This is a genomic window from Mesorhizobium sp. M0664, from assembly GCF_040320565.1.
Taxonomy (GTDB): Bacteria; Pseudomonadota; Alphaproteobacteria; order Rhizobiales; family Rhizobiaceae; genus Mesorhizobium.
Window position 1 is genome coordinate 1 of sequence record NZ_JAMYPW010000078.1, and the last position, 15987, is coordinate 15987.

Genomic DNA, 15987 nt, shown 5'->3' on the forward strand with positions numbered 1-15987 from the left:
TACTCCGCATCGCATCCACGACGACAACCAGGAATCGCTGTTTTCCGCCATTTGAAAAGGAGGTGCATAATGAATCGGTCTTCGCAATCGGAAGAAAAAACTGGCTATTTGCTGGCGCCGACACCGGCGCGGAGACCTTGGCTCGCGCCATGACAATCATCGAGACGGCCAAGATGAACGGCATCGATCCGCAGGCATATCTCGCAGACGTGCTCGACCGCATTCACGATCACAAGATCAATCGCCTCGACGAGCTGCTTCCCTGGAATTGGTCACCTATCACCGCCATCTCCGCCGAGGCTGCCTGATGGCAACGGTGACCCATGTGTTCAGCATCGACTACGTCGCCAAATTGCTCGATGAAGATGCCGAACTCCTTCAGGCGATCGTCAGCAACGATGACAACCTGAGCTACGGCAGCATCATCAGCGTCTACACCGGACAGGACGAGGCAATAACTTCGCTTACCCGCGACGGAATGGAAGAGCTGGAGCAAATGCTTGCCCATGCGCGCCGCACCGCTGACGAATGGAATGACTTCCTCGAAGCCTTCGTCGATGGCCAAGAACTCATCGCTCGCATCAAAACGAAATCTCCGCGGTAATAACCGGGCGGTTACCCAAATTGTCCCATAAGCGCCTGCAATTCGGGCTGAGGCGCGACCCAGAAAGTTCGAAAAGCTTCCAGGAATCCCAGGCAGACTGGACGCCGCGGCGGACAATGGGGTGCACGGATATCCCGGCGAACATACGCAATGGGGCGGTCAATATCGTCGGCAGAAGAGCGTCCGAAAAGAGCTGTCGGCGGCTCCGTCGTGGGAACGAAAAAAGAAGGGAAGCAGAACTTTCGTGTGCGATTTAGCACACAACATCTGGGAACTAGCTGATTATACTTATATTTCTGCCCCATCCATCATGGAATGGCCGGCTTCCTGTTCGGTGCGGCCCTTTCCTGGCCGAAAGTTCGGCAACGTATTCTGGCTGATCCGTTCGCGCCAGTCGCGCGCCGAAATCGGCCTGACGCGAAGCAACCGCGGAAAATATTCGAGCGAGTCCTCGCAGGGCAGGCTGGGTCAGCTGCGTGGCTCGTCGCGGTCGATCAGGATCCGCTCGGCGGCGCCATTGAGATCCTCATATTGGCCGCTCCTCAAGGCCCACAGGAACCCGGCCAGCCCAAGCGCTCCGAGGAACAGGGCCACAGGTATGAGGTAGGCGAGCGTCGTCATGAGGATTGTGCCAGTGCGCCAATGTCGGAGCGCCTGTCATGTCGGGCATTTTGCACCGATGCATTTGACACGAAACCTTGCAGGCGTAGCGCATTGCCGATGACCAGGAGGGACGAGGCGGACATCGCGACCGCCGCGATCAGTGGCGTAACGTGTCCCAGGATGGCGACCGGCACGGCGACGCCATTGTAAACGATCGCGATGGCGATGTTCTGCCGGATCAGCCGTCCGGCCTTCCGCGAAATGTCTAAAGCAAGTGGGACCGCCAGAAGACTTTTACGCAAGAACACGAAATCCGCGGCGTTGCGACCGATATCCGCCGCCGTGGCCGGAGCTATCGAAACGTGTGCGGCGCCCAACGCAGGCGTGTCGTTGAGCCCATCGCCGACCATCAGCACCTTGTGGCCAGTTCGGGTCAATACTTCGATGTGTTCGACCTTCCCAGAGGGAAGCAACGCGGGAAGGAAGCGCTCGACGCCCAGTGCTTCCGCGACCTCGCCGCAGGCAGCTTCTGTGTCGCCCGACAGCATCTCCACCGACACGCCGGCGCCGTTCAGTTGCTCGATGGCCGCGTTGGCATCGGCACGCAGCTCATCCTCGAAATCGAAAGTCGCGACAATGACCCCGTCCTTCGTCAGAACGGTTCCGCCATAGCCTTGTTTGCCTTCGCCGCCGGTCCGGGCTTTCCACTCACCCCATCCGCGGCGACCCAGCCGCCAGGTACTGCCCTCGGCGATGGCTTCGATGCCGAAGCCCGGATGCTCGCTGACGGACGCGAGTTTCGGCTGGCCGGCAAAGGCTGCATGGCCAGCGATTGCCTTCGAAAAGGGATGGCGGGAATGCGCTGCCATCTCGGCCGCGATGGCGAGCATCGTCGGATCGATGGACGGCGCATTGATCAGCCTGGGCAGTCCGAGCGTAAGCGTGCCGGTTTTGTCGAACAATGCCGTGTCGATCCCCGCCAGGCGCTCCATGGCGGAGCCGTCCCTGACCATGACACCGCTTTCAAACAGCCGCCGCGCAGCGACCACCTGCACGATCGGCACGGCGAGACCGAGCGCGCACGGGCATGTGATGATCAAAACGGCGATGGCGATTGTTATTGCCCGGTGCCAGTCGCCGGTCGCCGCCATCCAGCCGAGGAACGTCACAAAGGCGGTGAGGTGGACCACGGGGGCATAGAGCGCGGAGACGCGATCGGCGATCCTGCGATGGCGGGCGCGGCCGCCCTCTGCCGCTTCCATCAGCCGAACCATTTCGGCCAGGAATGAATCCTTCGCGGCGTCCGTCGCCTCGATGGTCAGCGGACCGGTGAGATTGAGTGTACCGGCCTGGACCTGCGCCCCCGGGCCCACCGTTCTGGGCGTGCTTTCCCCGGAAACCAGGGAACAGTCGAGATCCGACGCCCCGCCAATGATCCTGCCGTCGATGGGCATCCTCTCGCCGGCCGCGATCAAGAGCTCCATTCCTGGTTCGATCTCGCCAACCGGCAAGTAGTCGCGCGAACCATCCTCGCGCAGCACCATGGCGCCGCGCGCCGCCAGCCGAGCCAGTCCGTTTACGGCCGTCCGTGCTCGTTCCCGCATCACGTGATCCAGCGTGCGGCCGATCAGCAGAAAGAACAGCAGCGACACCGACGCGTCGAAATAAGCATGGTCGCCATGGTTGATCGTCTCGTAGAGGCTCATGGCGTAAGCGAGCGATACCCCGACCGCGATCGGCACGTCCATGTTCATGCGGCTGTGGCGTAGCGCATTCCAGGCCGAGCGAAAATAGATGCCGCCGGCGAAAGCGAGCACAGGAATGGCAATCAAGGCCGAGACCCAATGGAACAGGTCGCGGGTCGCGCCTTGCGCGCCGGACCAGACGGAGACTGATAGCAGCATGATGTTGCCCGCCGCAAAGCCGGCGACCGCGACGGCGCGGATCAGTTCCGAGAGCGTCTTGTCCTTCCCGTCAGCCTCGGGATCGAACAGGTGCGCGCCATAGCCCAGCCGTCCAAGTGTGGCGACGAATGGCGGAACCTCCTCGCCGCGCCACCGGACCGAAACACGTTTCGTCGAAAGATTGACACGAGCGCCTTCGACGCGATCTAGCTTGCCGATCGCCGTCTCGATCGTCTGGATGCAGGCGGCACAATGCACAGCCGGCACCGAGAGGTCGGTCTGGCGAAGATTTTCGCCAATCGAGCGGCTCGCCAGTCTGATTTCCTGGCCAGAAGGCAGGACCAGTGTGACCTTTTCCAGGTCCAATGCCATTTGGGCGCCTGGCGCGCAGCAGCTCATTGCAGCGCCCCGTGGGAAATCATGATCCGGCGAACGTCGCGATAGGGTTCCGCAAGGCTCGCATCGGCGTCGATTTCGACGATCCAGAGGCCATCCTTGGGCGTGTGGTGCGCGGCGAATATCTGACCGGAGGCAGCCTCAAGAGTGACGGATTTGTCCTCGGCCTCGTAGGCGGGATGACGGAACAGCACCTTGACGCCATGCAAGGCAACCGGCTTGCCGACAGCATCGGTGAGGCTGTAGCGGACCTCACCGCCTGCGATGGTCAGTTTGCCAGTCCAGCCGAGGGCCGCCTGAGCTCGCCCTTGCTCGGCCTTTTTGTTGAATTGCTGGCTCGCCACATAGGTGTTTTCGACGACAAGGCCGGTCCAGCTCGTGTTGGCGAGCGTCGCCATCGTCAGATTGACCGCTATGACCACGCCGAAGAAGCCAAGGATGGTGAACAGCATATGCCTGCCGGTGAATTCGCGGGATTGTCGCGAGGTGTCGCTCATCTGGCGCTCTCCGGTGCGTTGAAAGTGGCCGTATATTCGTCCGACTCGAACGTTGCCTTGTTTTCGACCCGGAACTTGAAGCTTTGCGCTGCACCCCGAACCTGATCTGCCGGCTGACGCACGAAAACCTTGAGCATCTTCAGCCGGTCGGGTTCGACCGGGACGGCGAAGGAGCGATCCGCCGGCAGGTCGATGCCGACAACGCTTATTTCGGCTCCATGCAGGCCCTGCATCGTGACAATGATCGTTCTTGGTTCGGGGATCATGTTGAGCAGCTTGACGGTGTAGCCGTTGCGGATCGAACCGTCGGACAGCGTCACGAACTGCGGGTTGCGATCGTGCAGGACATTCAATTCGAGCCGTTCGCGGGTCAGCAGCGAATAGAGCAGCGCGAGACCGACCGCCGACCAGACGCCCATGTAGATGAAGGTGCGCGGGCGAAAGATCTTGCGAATATGGAAACGGGCCACCTTGTCGGAGAACAGGCCGTCAGCGCTCCTGACCAGTGACGGGTTGACTGAACCGGAGCCGCCCGGGGTCGCCAGCATCACATTGGCGTTGTAGTCGGCCAGCGTCGCATAGGAAATCAGTCCGCGCTCCCTGCCGAGCTTGTCCATGATACCGTCACAGGTATCGATGCAGAGCGCGCAGGTGATGCATTCAAGCTGCTGGCCATCACGAATGTCGATCCCCATCGGGCACACCGCGACACAGGCATTGCAGTCGACGCAGTCGCCGACGGGCTGCCCGGCGGCAAGGACCCTCTTGGCGTGACGCGAGCGCGGTTCGCCGCGCCAGTCATTATAGGTGACGGTGAGGGAATTCTCGTCGAGCATGGCCGCCTGGATGCGCGGCCATGGGCACATGTAGGTGCAGACCTGCTCGCGCATCAGCCCGCCGAACGTATAGGTCGTCGCCGTCAGCACGGCGACGGTGATGTAGGCGACGGGGGCGGCGGTGCCGGTGAAGAGTTCCCCAAGCAGCATCGGCGCATCGGCGAAATAGAAAATCCAGGCGCCGCCGGTCAGCACCCCTATGACCAGCCAAATGGCGTGTTTCGATGTTCGCAGCACGAGTTTGCGGCTGGTCCAGGGACCGGCGTCGAGCTTGATGCGCGCATTGCGGTCGCCCTCGATGGCCCGCTCGACGACCAGGAACAGATCGACCCACACGGTCTGCGGGCATGTATAGCCGCACCAGGCACGACCGACAGTCGACGTGATCAGGAAAAGGCCGACACCGGCCATGACCAGCAGGCCGGCGACGTAGTAGAATTCCTGCGGCCATATCTCGATGAAGAAGAAGTAGAAGCGGCGGTTGGCAAGATCGACCAGCACGGCCTGGTCAGGGGCAAATGGCCCGCGATCCCACCGCAGCCAGGGGGTCAGGTAGTAGATCCCCAGCGTGATTGCCATCACCGACCACTTGAAGCGGCGGAAACTGCCAGAAGCCCGGTTCGGGAAGATCTTCTTGCGTCCGGCATAGAGCGGCTGACGGGTCTTGGCGGAGTTGACCGCATCGGCTTCGAGCCGTTCTATTTGCGTGTTATCGAGCACGAGAAGCTCCAGTCACCAGCGACGATTTCGCCGGAAGCCCGACCCATCGGTTTCTGGATGATGCCGAGGCCCGGCTCGCGCCGGGCCTCGTCGCTTGGCGGTGGGGGGGAGGACGAGAATAGGCTGCGTACCTATTCTCCGCCACCAAGCGAATGGACATAGACCGCGAGTTCCTTGGCCTTGATCTCGCCGAGACGCCCGATCCAGGCCGGCATGACGCCGTGCTTCGGCGCGCGGACCTGCGCGGCGATGGCTGTTTCGCCAGACCCGTATAGCCAGATCGCGTCGGTCAGGTCGGGTGCGCCGAGCTCCCTGTTGCCCTTTGCATTCTCACCATGACAGGCCGCACAATTCTCGGCGAAAACATTGGCGCCGAGTTCGATCAGGCTTGTGTCCTGAACAGGATCGGAGAGGCTTGCGACATAGGCGCCGACCTGCTTGATCTGATCCGTCGTGATGATGTCGCCAAAAGCAGGCATTTCCGACAGGCGCGTATCCGGGTCTGATGCGAAGCGGATGCCGTGCGCAATCGTCTGCTGGATCTGTTCGGCGTTGCCACCCCACAGCCAATCGTCGTCGTTTAGGTTGGGAAAACCCTTGGAGCCTTGAGCGCCCGAGCCATGGCACTGCACGCAATTGACCTTGAACGCGGCGCCACCTGCGGCGCCGGCGAATTCGCGTAGCGTGTCGTCGGCAGTAATCTCGGAGACGGTCTTCGCCTGAATGGCAGCGACATATTTGCCCTTGGCCACTTCGGCCGCTGCCAGTTCATTCTTGACGTCTTTGCGGCTCGAATACCCCAGCACACCCCTGGTCGCGGAAGTCAGCATCGGCCATGCCGGATAGACGACGGTGTAGCCGATCGCCCAGGCAATGGTGATGTAGAAGGTGATGACCCACCAGCGCGGAAGCGGGTTGTTGAGTTCCTTGATGCCGTCCCACTCATGGCCGGTCGTCGAGATGCCCGAAACCTCATCGATATGCTCGCTGCCCATGATCAGTCGCCCTTGAGAGGAATGTGAGCGGCTCTCTCGGCTTGCCTGCGGCTGCCGGGACGAAGTGCAAAGGCAACGCATCCGAGGAAGAAAAGCGCCATGGCAAGCAGGCCCCAGCTGTCGGCAAACTCCCGCATGAAATTGTAGGTCATCGCCATTCTCCTCAGCGGTAACCGGCGGCTTCGTCATAGGTCCTGAAATCGACCAGCGTGCCGAGCATCTGGAGATAGGCGACCAGCGCATCCATTTCGGTGACCTGCTGCGGATCGCCGTCGAAGTCCCCAAGCTTGGCCTCCGGATAGCGTCTCTCCAGGCCCGATGTGTCGGCATTCGCATCGGCCTGCGCCATGAGATCGGCATTGGCATGAGCGATCATGTCGTCTGAATAGGGCACACCGACACGGCTGTTGGCGATCAGATGCGTCGAGAAATCCTTCACCTCGATTGGCATGTCCTTCAGGAAGGCATAGCTCGGCATGATTGATTCCGGCACCACCGAACGCGGCTCGGTGAGATGCTGGACGTGCCATCCGTTCGAGTAGCGGTCGCCGACCCGGGCGAGATCCGGCCCGGTGCGCTTCGAGCCCCACTGGAACGGGTGGTCGTACATCGACTCGGCCGCCAGGCTATAGTGGCCGTAGCGCTCGACCTCGTCGCGGAACGGCCTTATCATCTGGCTGTGGCAGAGGTAGCAGCCCTCTCGCGCATAGATGTTGCGCCCGGCGAGCTCGAGCGGCGAATAGGGCCGCATGCCTTCGACCTTCTCGATGGTGTTGTCGAGATAGAAGAGCGGCGCGATCTCGACGATACCGCCGATTGTTACGACCAGCAGGGACCCGAGGAGAAGAAGTGTGGCGTTCTTCTCGATGACCGCGTGTCTGTCCATCAGGCCCATTTTCTGGCTCCTGATCGTACAGGCTGGAGGGCGGGGATGGAGCGCGGCATCGGATCCTCCTCGCGCCGGTAGCCGAGGATGGTCATGGCGATGTTCCAGGCCATGATGAGGGCGCCCGACAGATACATCGCGCCGCCGATGGCACGCATGATGTAGTAGGGATGCATGGCGGCGACGGTTTCGGCGAAGGAGTAGACCAGGAAGCCCTGCTCGTCGTATTCGCGCCACATAAGGCCCTGCATGACGCCGGAGACCCACATCACCGCGGCGTAAACGACGATCCCAAGCGTCGCCAGCCAGAAGTGCCAGTTGACGAGCCGCAGCGAATAAAGCCGGTCGCGGTTCCATAACTTCGGGACCATGAAATAAATCGCGCCGAACGAGATCATGCCAACCCATCCGAGCGCGCCCGAATGGACGTGACCGATGGTCCAGTCGGTGTAGTGCGAGAGCGAGTTGACGGCCTTGATTGACATCATCGGGCCTTCGAAGGTCGACATCCCGTAGAAGGCGATGGCCATCACCATCATACGGATGATCGGGTCGGTGCGCAGCTTGTCCCAGGCGCCCGAGAGCGTCATCAGGCCGTTTATCATGCCGCCCCACGAGGGCATCCACAGCATGATCGAGAACACCATGCCGAGCGTCTGGGCCCAGTCCGGCAGGGCGGTGTAGTGGAGGTGGTGCGGACCGGCCCAGATGTAGAGAAAGATCAAAGCCCAGAAGTGGATGATAGACAGCCGGTAGGAATAGACCGGTCGGTTGGCCTGCTTGGGCACGAAATAATACATCATCCCGAGGAAGCCGGCGGTGAGGAAGAAGCCGACGGCATTGTGGCCGTACCACCATTGCGTCAGGGCGTCCTGTACGCCGGAGAAGGCTGAATAGCTCTTGGAGCCCAGGAAGGAGACCGGCATCGACAGGTTGTTGATCACATGCAGCATTGCGATGGTCACGATGAAGGCAAGGTAGAACCAGTTGGCGACATAGATGTGCGGTTCCTTGCGCTTCAGGATCGTGCCGAGGAACAGGATGAGATAGGCGACCCAGACAATGGTCAGCCACAGGTCCACATACCATTCGGGCTCGGCGTATTCGCGGCTCTCGGTTATGCCGAGCAGGTAGCCGGTCGCCGCCATGACGATGAAGAGCTGGTAGCCCCAGAACACGAACCAGCCGAGATCGCCGCCGAACAGCCGAGCGCGGCAGGTGCGCTGGACGACATACAGCGACGTGCAGAGCAGCGCATTGCCGCCGAAGGCGAAGACGACGCCCGACGTATGCAATGGCCGTAAACGGCCGAAATTGAACCAGGGCTGGATGTTGAGATCCGGGTAGGCGAGCTGCAGGGCGATGACCACGCCGACCAGCATGCCGACGACGCCCCAGAATACGGTGGCGATGGCACCGTAGCGGATCGGCCCATCCATGTAAGCGGCGGGGTCGATCGGAACTGCCGGCTTGAACTCCGTGTTGCGCAACAGAATCGCCGTGAAGCCAGCCACGGCGAAGAACAAAACCCACATATGCCGGCGAAAAGGTTCATCTACGCCGAAGCCGGCAGCCACCAGGGCCGCAAACGCAAACAGGCTTAGAAGGACGATCTCTGTGCCGAATTTCATCGCAAGCCCCGATTTCGAATTCCGGCGGGCGCCAAACCGCAGTGCCTTATTGCGCAGCCGTGGCCTGCTCGCCCTGATCCATGTCAGAGCCGCACGATTTTGCTTCGAGCAGGATCGAGTTCGGTGCGATCAGACTGTGGCGATCGAATGTGGAAGCGCAGCACCGGCCGCCACGCTTATGGACAGGCCCGGCGTCCCAGGTCGGGCCGGGTTTGGAGGCGATCGCGGGCGTGTGGGAAGCGCGCCTTCTGTGACGCTGGAAAGTAGGCCGATGCCTTGCCGAACGTCGATCGTTTCAATGCCTTGGGACAGCCAGCGCCAGCGTTGCGCTGCCTTCGTGACATACATGGTTCGGGGAGACGGCGATTTTCCCCTGCGTATGAGGCGTATTGACTTCGGCCGAGTGCAATCCTGCTGGAACAGCCGATTGCACGTCGAGCACCTCGAGGATGGATGCTTCGCCGACGAGTTGGCCGAAACACACCTGGCTCAGGCGATCGGATGGAGAGCGGGCTGTCGCTATGCGACTTCTTCTAAGCCCAACGCGAGCATGCCCTGCCCCGAACGAAGTAAGTGACGTAGGCCATGCAGCTTCGGTGTCATTCAAACGGCGGTTGCGCCTCGGCCGCCGCAGCGCCGTTCCAGCCGGCTCATGCTGTCCACGGTGACACGGCGGTTGTTCTCGATCCGAATCACGCCGTCCATTCTCAGGCTGGTCAGCTGACGGCTCACGGTCTCGTTTGTAATTCCAAGGAAATCAGAGATGTCGGCACGCGTCATCGGCAGCTCGAAGCACGCCGACCTGGCCGCCGGGTCAACACTGGAACCGATGTTCCGGGCGATCATGAGGAGAAAGCTCGCCACCTTCTCCGGTGCGGTCTTGCGCCCCAGAGTCACCATCCATTCGCGTGCCTCGTCGAGTTCGTTCAGCGCCTGCTTGAACAGGCGATGCACAAATTCCGGTGATTCCTTCATCATCCGTTCGATGGCCGCTCTCGGAAACGAGCATAGCGAGACAGCTGTTGCCGCTTCCGCATTGATCGTGCTTTTCATCTTGAAGGGCCGTCCCAGAAAATCCGGCGCGAACTGGAGACCGACGATCTGCTGGCGGCCGTCCGAAAGGCTCTTCGTGAGCTTCACCACGCCTGAAAGCACGTTTGAATAACAGTCGACCGCCTCGGCGTCGCCGATCAGTTCGACCCCCGGCTCGATATTGTGCCGCGACGACGTCTTGGCGAGCTGAGCCAAATGGTCTGGTTCGAGCGCACCACAGACACCGTGGTGCCGTGCCTCGCAAGACAGGCAAAGAACGGGAATGCCGGAACTGTGAATGTCCTGCCGTAATGTCATTCGATTGCTCTACCGGTCCAGTGCGGGCAGGATAGCAATCGACGGTAGAAAAATCCTTGCGGCAGTTTGTCCGTGCTGAAGGTTGATCGAAATCAGGGCTTAGGCTCATCCAAGCATCCACAGTGCCGGCGACGCAAACACGGTGGACCACGACATGCGACTGGAGCTAGCCGCCAGACTTGGCGAGAACGTCCCGCGCTATACCAGTTATCCGACCGCGCCGCATTTCCATGCGGGGGTCGATGCCGTCGTTTACCGAGGCTGGTTGGAGGCGCTCAACGACGGCGATGAGATCTCGCTCTATCTGCACATCCCGTATTGCGACAAGCTTTGCTGGTTCTGCGCTTGCCACACCAAGCAGACACGCCACTACGAACCAGTGACCACATATCTGCGCTCACTGCATGCCGAGATCGCCACCGTCTCCAGTCTTGTCGCAGGCAAGGGCCGCATGCGTGCCGTCCATTTCGGCGGCGGTTCGCCGACGATGCTCAAACCGGAGGATCTGGTGGCGCTGGGAACCGTCCTGCGCAACAGCTTCACGTTTCTCCCCGGTGCAAAGATCAGCGTTGAGATCGAACCCAACGATATGGACGATGCCCGCCTCGATGCACTTGCCGAAATCGGCATGACAAGGGCGAGCCTCGGCGTCCAGGATTTCGACCCGAAGGTGCAGAAGGCAATCAACCGCGAGCAGAGCTTTCTGCAGACCAAGACGGTTGTTGATGGCGTTCGTTCGCGCGGCGTCGAATCCGTCAATCTCGATCTGCTCTACGGCCTGCCGCATCAGACCCGAGAGAGCGTCGCCTCCACGGTTGCACAGGCACTGACCCTGGAACCGGATCGGATCGCGCTTTTTGGCTACGCCCATGTGCCGTGGTTCAAGAAACATCAGACGATGATCGACGAGGCGTGGCTGCCAGGGCCAGAGGAGCGGTTTGCCCAATCGCAACTGGCGGCGCGGGCGATCATGGACCAGGGATACGAAGCAATCGGCCTCGATCATTTCGCCAAGCCGGGCGATGCCCTCGCGCTTGCCGCCCGCGCCGGAACACTGCGCCGGAACTTTCAGGGCTACACCGAGGATCGATGCGAGACCTTGATCGGCCTTGGCCCGTCATCCATCAGCCAGTTTCGCCAGGGCTATGCACAGAACATGCCTTCGACCGCCGAGTATGCACGCATGGTTGCTGATGGCGGGCTGGCCGCTGTTCGGGGTATCGCGCTTTCCGACGACGACCGTGTTCGCGGCTGGATCATCGAGCGGCTGATGTGTGACTTCGGCTTCTCGGCGATCGTACTGGTGGAGCGCTTTGGCGAAGCCGGCCAAAGACTTCTCGTCCGAGCGAGTTCCACGGCCCTCCAAGATCCTGCGCGGTTGCTTGAACTTGATGGTGACCGCTTCGTCGTGCCTGCGGAAAGCCGGCCCTTTGTCAGGAGCATCGCGGCAAAGTTCGACAAATATTTCGAAAGTGGAACGGCCAGGCACTCAGCGGCAGTCTGAGCACCGCAGAGGAACGGTCATGGTTCTCAGTCGATCTCGAACCGATTGCGCTACGTTTTTCACTGTTGACTGCGACCGTCGTGTCAAGACAGGATTCGGAGCGGACCAGACGCGTCTTGGCATAGCGACGATATCGTCCGGTCGTGCCTTCCGGCGCCGTATTCCATTCCGCAGTCCCTAAAGCGCCACGTCCGGCCTGTTTTCTGTATCGGAAGCAGTCGACAATCGTCCTGGCCAGATCATGGTTGTCGGCCAACAGCTCCCTTCGGCCTTGCAACAAGAATCCGCAAGGACCGTGCCAGCTGCAGCGGGCGCCGCCGCATCGCACCACCATACTATCCACCCGTGACTATCCACCCGTGGCTCGCGCTAACCTTATTGGTTCGCGCCAGGGACGCCCGTCGAAACCGAGCCTCGGCAACAATCCGAGTCGTAAGCGGCTGGCCACGCTCTTGGTGCGGGTGGCAGAAGTCCGCAAGCACCCCGGCAGCGCCGTCAAGCGTGGGACAACCCGTCCACCCGAATATCCGCCGGCGCAGTTTCAGTGAAAAGCGGGCCTAGGCTAGACGGCTCTCTTGTTACCCCAGAGCATAACGTGCAGCTGCGGCAGCACACGGGCTTCGAACCACCTGTCGCGGGTCACGGCATCAACCAGCCACTCCATGCGCTTCAATATTCCGTCAAGGTCGACAGGAGCGTCTTCATTTGCGGGGCGTGGCGGCGTGTGATTGCCGGGTTGCAGATAGATCGGAAGTCGCGGAAATCTCGCAGCGGCGTCTTTCGCGTAGGCGTAGTCCCTTTCGTCGAAAACAATGAGCTTGAGCACGACTTGCGGCCTGCCTTGTGCCGCCTGGAGGCACGCCTCGAAAGCGGCCCAATCGGTCGTCATTTGGCTTGACGGCGGCTTTGGGCTGAGGACTAGCACGTCAAGGTCGGCAAACCAGTCCCTGGCCACCGAACCTTGGGTTTCCAGCGCAAAACGGTAACCTTCACCATGGCCTCGCTCAATGAGCGCGCCGAGCGGCTGGATGGCCGGATTGCCGCCTGACAGCGACACCATCAGCGCGCGGCCACCGGAAAGCGCAAGCACGTTTTGCCACACCGCGCCAATGGACATCATCTCCCATTCATGGCGGAATTGATTGTCCACCGCATGCAGGCTGTCGCACCAGGAACAGCGATAGTCACACCCGCCGGTTCTGACGAAGACCGTGGGCAAACCGATGAGCACGCCCTCGCCCTGGATCGTCGGCCCGAAAATCTCACTCACGCGGATTGCGGGATGCGTATCGGTCATGGCCGGTATTCCGCCCAGGTTTTCGGCGTTTCGCTCACCCGCACGGCCGAGGTTTCGCGCAGGCGTGCCTTGCACCATTCATAAAAATGTCTGGCCAGATATTCCGCCGTGACTTGCTCATGTCCCAGCACGTCGTTGAGATGCCGGTGGTCGAAGCTCTCGTCGATGTAGCGTTTGAATGGCGCCAAATCGTGATAGTCGCGCACGAAGCCGTTGTCGTTCAGTCCATTCGCTGAAAGCTCCACTTCAACGATGTAGTTATGCCCGTGCAGGCGCGCGCATTGGTGATCGGGTGGCAACGAGGTGAGCTGATGCGAGGCTGAGAAGTGGAATTCCTTGGTGATGCGGAACATTACGCGGTCCTCCTTCGCAGCGCATCGAGCCAGAAGTCGGAGTCCTCGTAGTCGGTGGGGTCCGGCTGCCCAGAGAGATGAAACGCCTCGCGCCGCTCGACGCAGGTCCCGCACCTCCCGCAGTGACGCTCGGCGCCCTTGTAGCAGGACCAGGTCTGCGCAAACGGCGTGCCGTATGCTGCTCCATTCCTAACAATGTCCGCCTTCGTGAGATTCACATAGGGTGCATAAATGCGAATCTCCGCGTAGCCGTCGAGCGCGTGGTCCTGCATCATCTGGAAAGCGTCGATGAAGGCCGGACGGCAGTCGGGATAAATGAAATGATCCCCACCATGCACGGCCGTCGCCACCGCCTCAGCGCCGTGCGCTGCGGCGAAGCCGAAGGCAATGGCCAACATGATGGCGTTCCGGTTCGGCACCACCGTGACCTTCATCGTGTCTTCGGCGTAGTGCCCGTCGGGCACGTCCACATTATCGGTCAGCGCGGAGCCGGAAAGGCCGCCGCCGATCTCGTGGATGTCGATGATGCGGTGCGGGACGCTCAGTCGCTCCGCGCAAAGGGCGGCGAAGCCCAATTCCTTCCTATGCCGTTGGCCGTAATCGAAAGATAGGAGGCCGGCGAGTTCGTGCTCCGCTGCCACCTTGTGAGCAAGGGTAACGGAGTCCAATCCGCCGGAGCAGACGACGAGAGTCTTCATTTTTGGGTCCTTGTTTTAACCGGGTAGGCTGCGACCGGAGATTTCTCTGCGCTCCCAGTACTTCAGGAAATCCATTTTGTGAAGTGAAGGGGGGACGAGTTTCATGCGCTGACGTGCAGCTGTGTGCAAGGCGCCCTCGCGGTGAGCCTGCAAGGAACACTGACTAGCGAAACGTCACGCTTCAGCGGAATGCTCAAAGGCGAGCGCACCAGAATAAGCTCTGCAGGAGGTCCGGACCTTCGTAAACAAAGTTCTCGACGATCAAGCGCCCGGCGGTCCCGAGCTTCGAGGGACGCCACCGCGAGGGTTTCAGGTACTAGACGGCCCAAGGATGGGCTTGCCGCAAACAACGGACTTACCAGTGGGATGTTCAGCGACGCCGATGCAGATGTCTGGAATGATCACGACATCAATTGTCGCGGCAACTTTGGCTGGCCTGCTCCTCGGGTTCCGTAGATCCAGCGCATTCCGCTTCAGGATCGGTTCGAACCGGAGCACTCCCTCGGTCAATGGACGTCCGGCAACGACCTGAATGATCGGTCGTGAGCCGACATCTGTGAACAAGCGGTGTGGTCGATTGCTATCACCCATGTGTTGCGCGCAGGTACCTTATGGCAGTGGATGAACTGGATTTGATGGTTTTACAGCTGGCGGTCGAAAGCGTCCGCTCGCTCTCCTTAAGCTTTGCTGAAAAGGCCGCCGAGGTAGCCACCAGGAGCCGCGGCATCCTGCTTTTCGACGTGCGGGTCGACGGTGATGCGGGGGTCCAGCGGGTCGCAGCCATCCGATACCAGGGCGACCAGATCGGCGTGCTGGCGTTGGACAGACAGGGCCTTGTTACCCACCATTGCATCGTCAACGGTACGTTCTCACATTTCACTGCGCCCTTGGAGAACTGGCACAGCATGCCCCTGTCGATGCAGGCCAAGACCGATGCCAACGGCCATGCCAGTCTCTTCCTAGGGGCCTTGCGAAATGCCGGACATTTGCTGGGCAGCTAGCATTTGGCCAGAATGCATCTGTGAATTTTTGCATGCGCATCGCTGCCGACAGCGCCGGCATGATTGTCGTGCTCGAAAACGGCTGCGGCGATCGCGGCAAAGCGGTCGCCGCGATGATGGCGATCTACGCGTGGGCGTTGCATCGATGCGCGATCGTTTAGACAGAGGTCTCCGCCTGGCATCGAGCAACATGCACGGAGGTACGCAAAGCGCAAATGCATCAAGTATTTGAAGGGACGAGCCCCTCGCGCAAATGGAGCTTGCGCTGCCGTTGTCGTCCCATCGTGCCGCCGAACTCGGGGGCGTGACGATCGACCACGATGGCCTGTTTTTTTGCAAAGCCGAATGTCCCGATTCCGAAGCCAAGGAAAAAACTCCGACCACAGCGAAGAATAGTAACAACACGGGCGACGCAAGCCGCCTTGCCCTCTAGCAGGGGAGGTGCTTGCGGTGCTCTCACCGACACAAGATCGCAAATGGCACGTGGGTGAGCACCAGAACTGGCGACACGCATGGTGATCGGCTTGACTCGCTGGAGGAAGCACAAGGCCTCAGTGGGCGGAGGCGCCAGCGACGGTCGAATACTGGCTGGCTGCTCGGGATCTGATCGTTGAAATGACGTAGGATTTGGTTGCTTAAGCCGATCCGAACCATTTCCCGGAGACCACACCCACCATGAACGATCTTGCGCTGCCGCTGAGCGGTTTGTCAT

17 protein-coding genes and 1 pseudogene are annotated in these 15987 nt (G+C 60.8%); 6 read left to right on the forward strand and 12 right to left on the reverse strand.

Annotated elements, in window-relative coordinates:
• Positions 1 to 86 precede the first annotated feature (86 nt).
• A pseudogene (locus NKI39_RS33150) lies at positions 87 to 308 on the forward strand (transposase domain-containing protein); the annotation flags it as partial.
• Positions 308 to 604, forward strand: coding sequence for a hypothetical protein (locus NKI39_RS33155; protein WP_352837221.1), 297 nt, complete (start codon positions 308 to 310; stop codon positions 602 to 604). The pseudogene NKI39_RS33150 and the gene NKI39_RS33155, both read left to right, overlap by 1 nt.
• Before the next feature lie 468 nt (positions 605 to 1072).
• On the opposite strand, the gene ccoS is transcribed toward NKI39_RS33155, so the two are convergent.
• The 9 genes from ccoS to NKI39_RS33200 form a co-directional block, all read right to left on the reverse strand.
• The gene (ccoS, locus tag NKI39_RS33160; RefSeq protein ID WP_352649465.1) at positions 1073 to 1225 is read right to left on the reverse strand and encodes a cbb3-type cytochrome oxidase assembly protein CcoS; all 153 of its coding nucleotides are present in this window, start codon (positions 1223 to 1225) and stop codon (positions 1073 to 1075) included.
• The gene (locus tag NKI39_RS33165; protein WP_352837224.1) at positions 1222 to 3510 is read right to left on the reverse strand and encodes a cation-translocating P-type ATPase; all 2289 of its coding nucleotides are present in this window, start codon (positions 3508 to 3510) and stop codon (positions 1222 to 1224) included. Before NKI39_RS33165 ends, ccoS begins: the two co-directional genes overlap by 4 nt.
• Positions 3507 to 4004 carry a FixH family protein gene (locus NKI39_RS33170; RefSeq protein ID WP_352474118.1) on the reverse strand — a complete coding sequence of 166 codons (498 nt, stop codon included), beginning with the start codon at positions 4002 to 4004 and terminating at the stop codon, positions 3507 to 3509. The genes NKI39_RS33165 and NKI39_RS33170 overlap by 4 nt, the downstream gene beginning before the upstream one ends.
• On the reverse strand, positions 4001 to 5560 hold the full coding sequence (gene ccoG, locus NKI39_RS33175) for a cytochrome c oxidase accessory protein CcoG (RefSeq protein ID WP_352647522.1): 1560 nt from the start codon (positions 5558 to 5560) through the stop codon (positions 4001 to 4003). Before ccoG ends, NKI39_RS33170 begins: the two co-directional genes overlap by 4 nt.
• Before the next feature lie 131 nt (positions 5561 to 5691).
• Positions 5692 to 6555 (reverse strand): cytochrome-c oxidase, cbb3-type subunit III, encoded by an 864-nt coding sequence (gene ccoP / locus NKI39_RS33180; protein ID WP_352837227.1) that lies wholly within the window; start codon positions 6553 to 6555, stop codon positions 5692 to 5694.
• Positions 6556 to 6557: 2 nt separating this feature from the next.
• Entirely contained in the window at positions 6558 to 6707 is a 150-nt protein-coding gene (locus NKI39_RS33185; protein ID WP_352480266.1) for a cbb3-type cytochrome c oxidase subunit 3, read from the reverse strand.
• 11 nt (positions 6708 to 6718) lie between these two features.
• Positions 6719 to 7450 (reverse strand): cytochrome-c oxidase, cbb3-type subunit II, encoded by a 732-nt coding sequence (gene ccoO / locus NKI39_RS33190; protein WP_352837230.1) that lies wholly within the window; start codon positions 7448 to 7450, stop codon positions 6719 to 6721.
• Positions 7441 to 9072, reverse strand: a complete 1632-nt coding sequence (ccoN, locus tag NKI39_RS33195) for a cytochrome-c oxidase, cbb3-type subunit I (protein ID WP_352837233.1) — start codon at positions 9070 to 9072, stop codon at positions 7441 to 7443. The genes ccoO and ccoN overlap by 10 nt, the downstream gene beginning before the upstream one ends.
• A 603-nt stretch (positions 9073 to 9675) precedes the next feature.
• Positions 9676 to 10422, reverse strand: coding sequence for a Crp/Fnr family transcriptional regulator (locus NKI39_RS33200; RefSeq protein WP_352837236.1), 747 nt, complete (start codon positions 10420 to 10422; stop codon positions 9676 to 9678).
• 154 nt (positions 10423 to 10576) lie between these two features.
• Between NKI39_RS33200 and hemN the strand changes: the two genes are divergently transcribed.
• On the forward strand, positions 10577 to 11926 hold the full coding sequence (hemN, locus tag NKI39_RS33205) for an oxygen-independent coproporphyrinogen III oxidase (RefSeq protein ID WP_352837239.1): 1350 nt from the start codon (positions 10577 to 10579) through the stop codon (positions 11924 to 11926).
• A gap of 562 nt (positions 11927 to 12488) precedes the next feature.
• Here the strand turns inward: hemN and queE are convergent.
• Genes queE through queC form a run of 3 tightly spaced genes read right to left on the reverse strand, consistent with a single transcriptional unit; the run spans position 12489 to position 14274 of the window.
• The gene (gene queE / locus NKI39_RS33210) at positions 12489 to 13223 is read right to left on the reverse strand and encodes a 7-carboxy-7-deazaguanine synthase QueE (protein ID WP_352837241.1); all 735 of its coding nucleotides are present in this window, start codon (positions 13221 to 13223) and stop codon (positions 12489 to 12491) included.
• A complete protein-coding gene (gene queD, locus NKI39_RS33215) occupies positions 13220 to 13576 on the reverse strand; it encodes a 6-carboxytetrahydropterin synthase QueD (protein ID WP_023722053.1) in 357 nt (118 codons plus the stop codon). Before queD ends, queE begins: the two co-directional genes overlap by 4 nt.
• Positions 13576 to 14274, reverse strand: coding sequence for a 7-cyano-7-deazaguanine synthase QueC (gene queC, locus NKI39_RS33220; RefSeq protein ID WP_031194962.1), 699 nt, complete (start codon positions 14272 to 14274; stop codon positions 13576 to 13578). Before queC ends, queD begins: the two co-directional genes overlap by 1 nt.
• Before the next feature lie 611 nt (positions 14275 to 14885).
• Here queC and NKI39_RS33225 point away from each other — a divergent pair.
• The 3 genes from NKI39_RS33225 to NKI39_RS33235 all read left to right on the forward strand — a co-directional run bounded on the left by NKI39_RS33225 (position 14886) and on the right by NKI39_RS33235 (position 15708).
• The gene (locus NKI39_RS33225; RefSeq protein WP_352837244.1) at positions 14886 to 15275 is read left to right on the forward strand and encodes a hypothetical protein; all 390 of its coding nucleotides are present in this window, start codon (positions 14886 to 14888) and stop codon (positions 15273 to 15275) included.
• A 32-nt stretch (positions 15276 to 15307) separates the two neighbouring features.
• Complete coding sequence (locus NKI39_RS33230) at positions 15308 to 15436, forward strand: hypothetical protein (protein ID WP_352638435.1); 129 nt, start codon at positions 15308 to 15310, stop codon at positions 15434 to 15436.
• 92 nt (positions 15437 to 15528) lie between these two features.
• A complete protein-coding gene (locus NKI39_RS33235; RefSeq protein ID WP_352496237.1) occupies positions 15529 to 15708 on the forward strand; it encodes a hypothetical protein in 180 nt (59 codons plus the stop codon).
• The last annotated feature ends 279 nt before the right edge of the window (positions 15709 to 15987 follow it).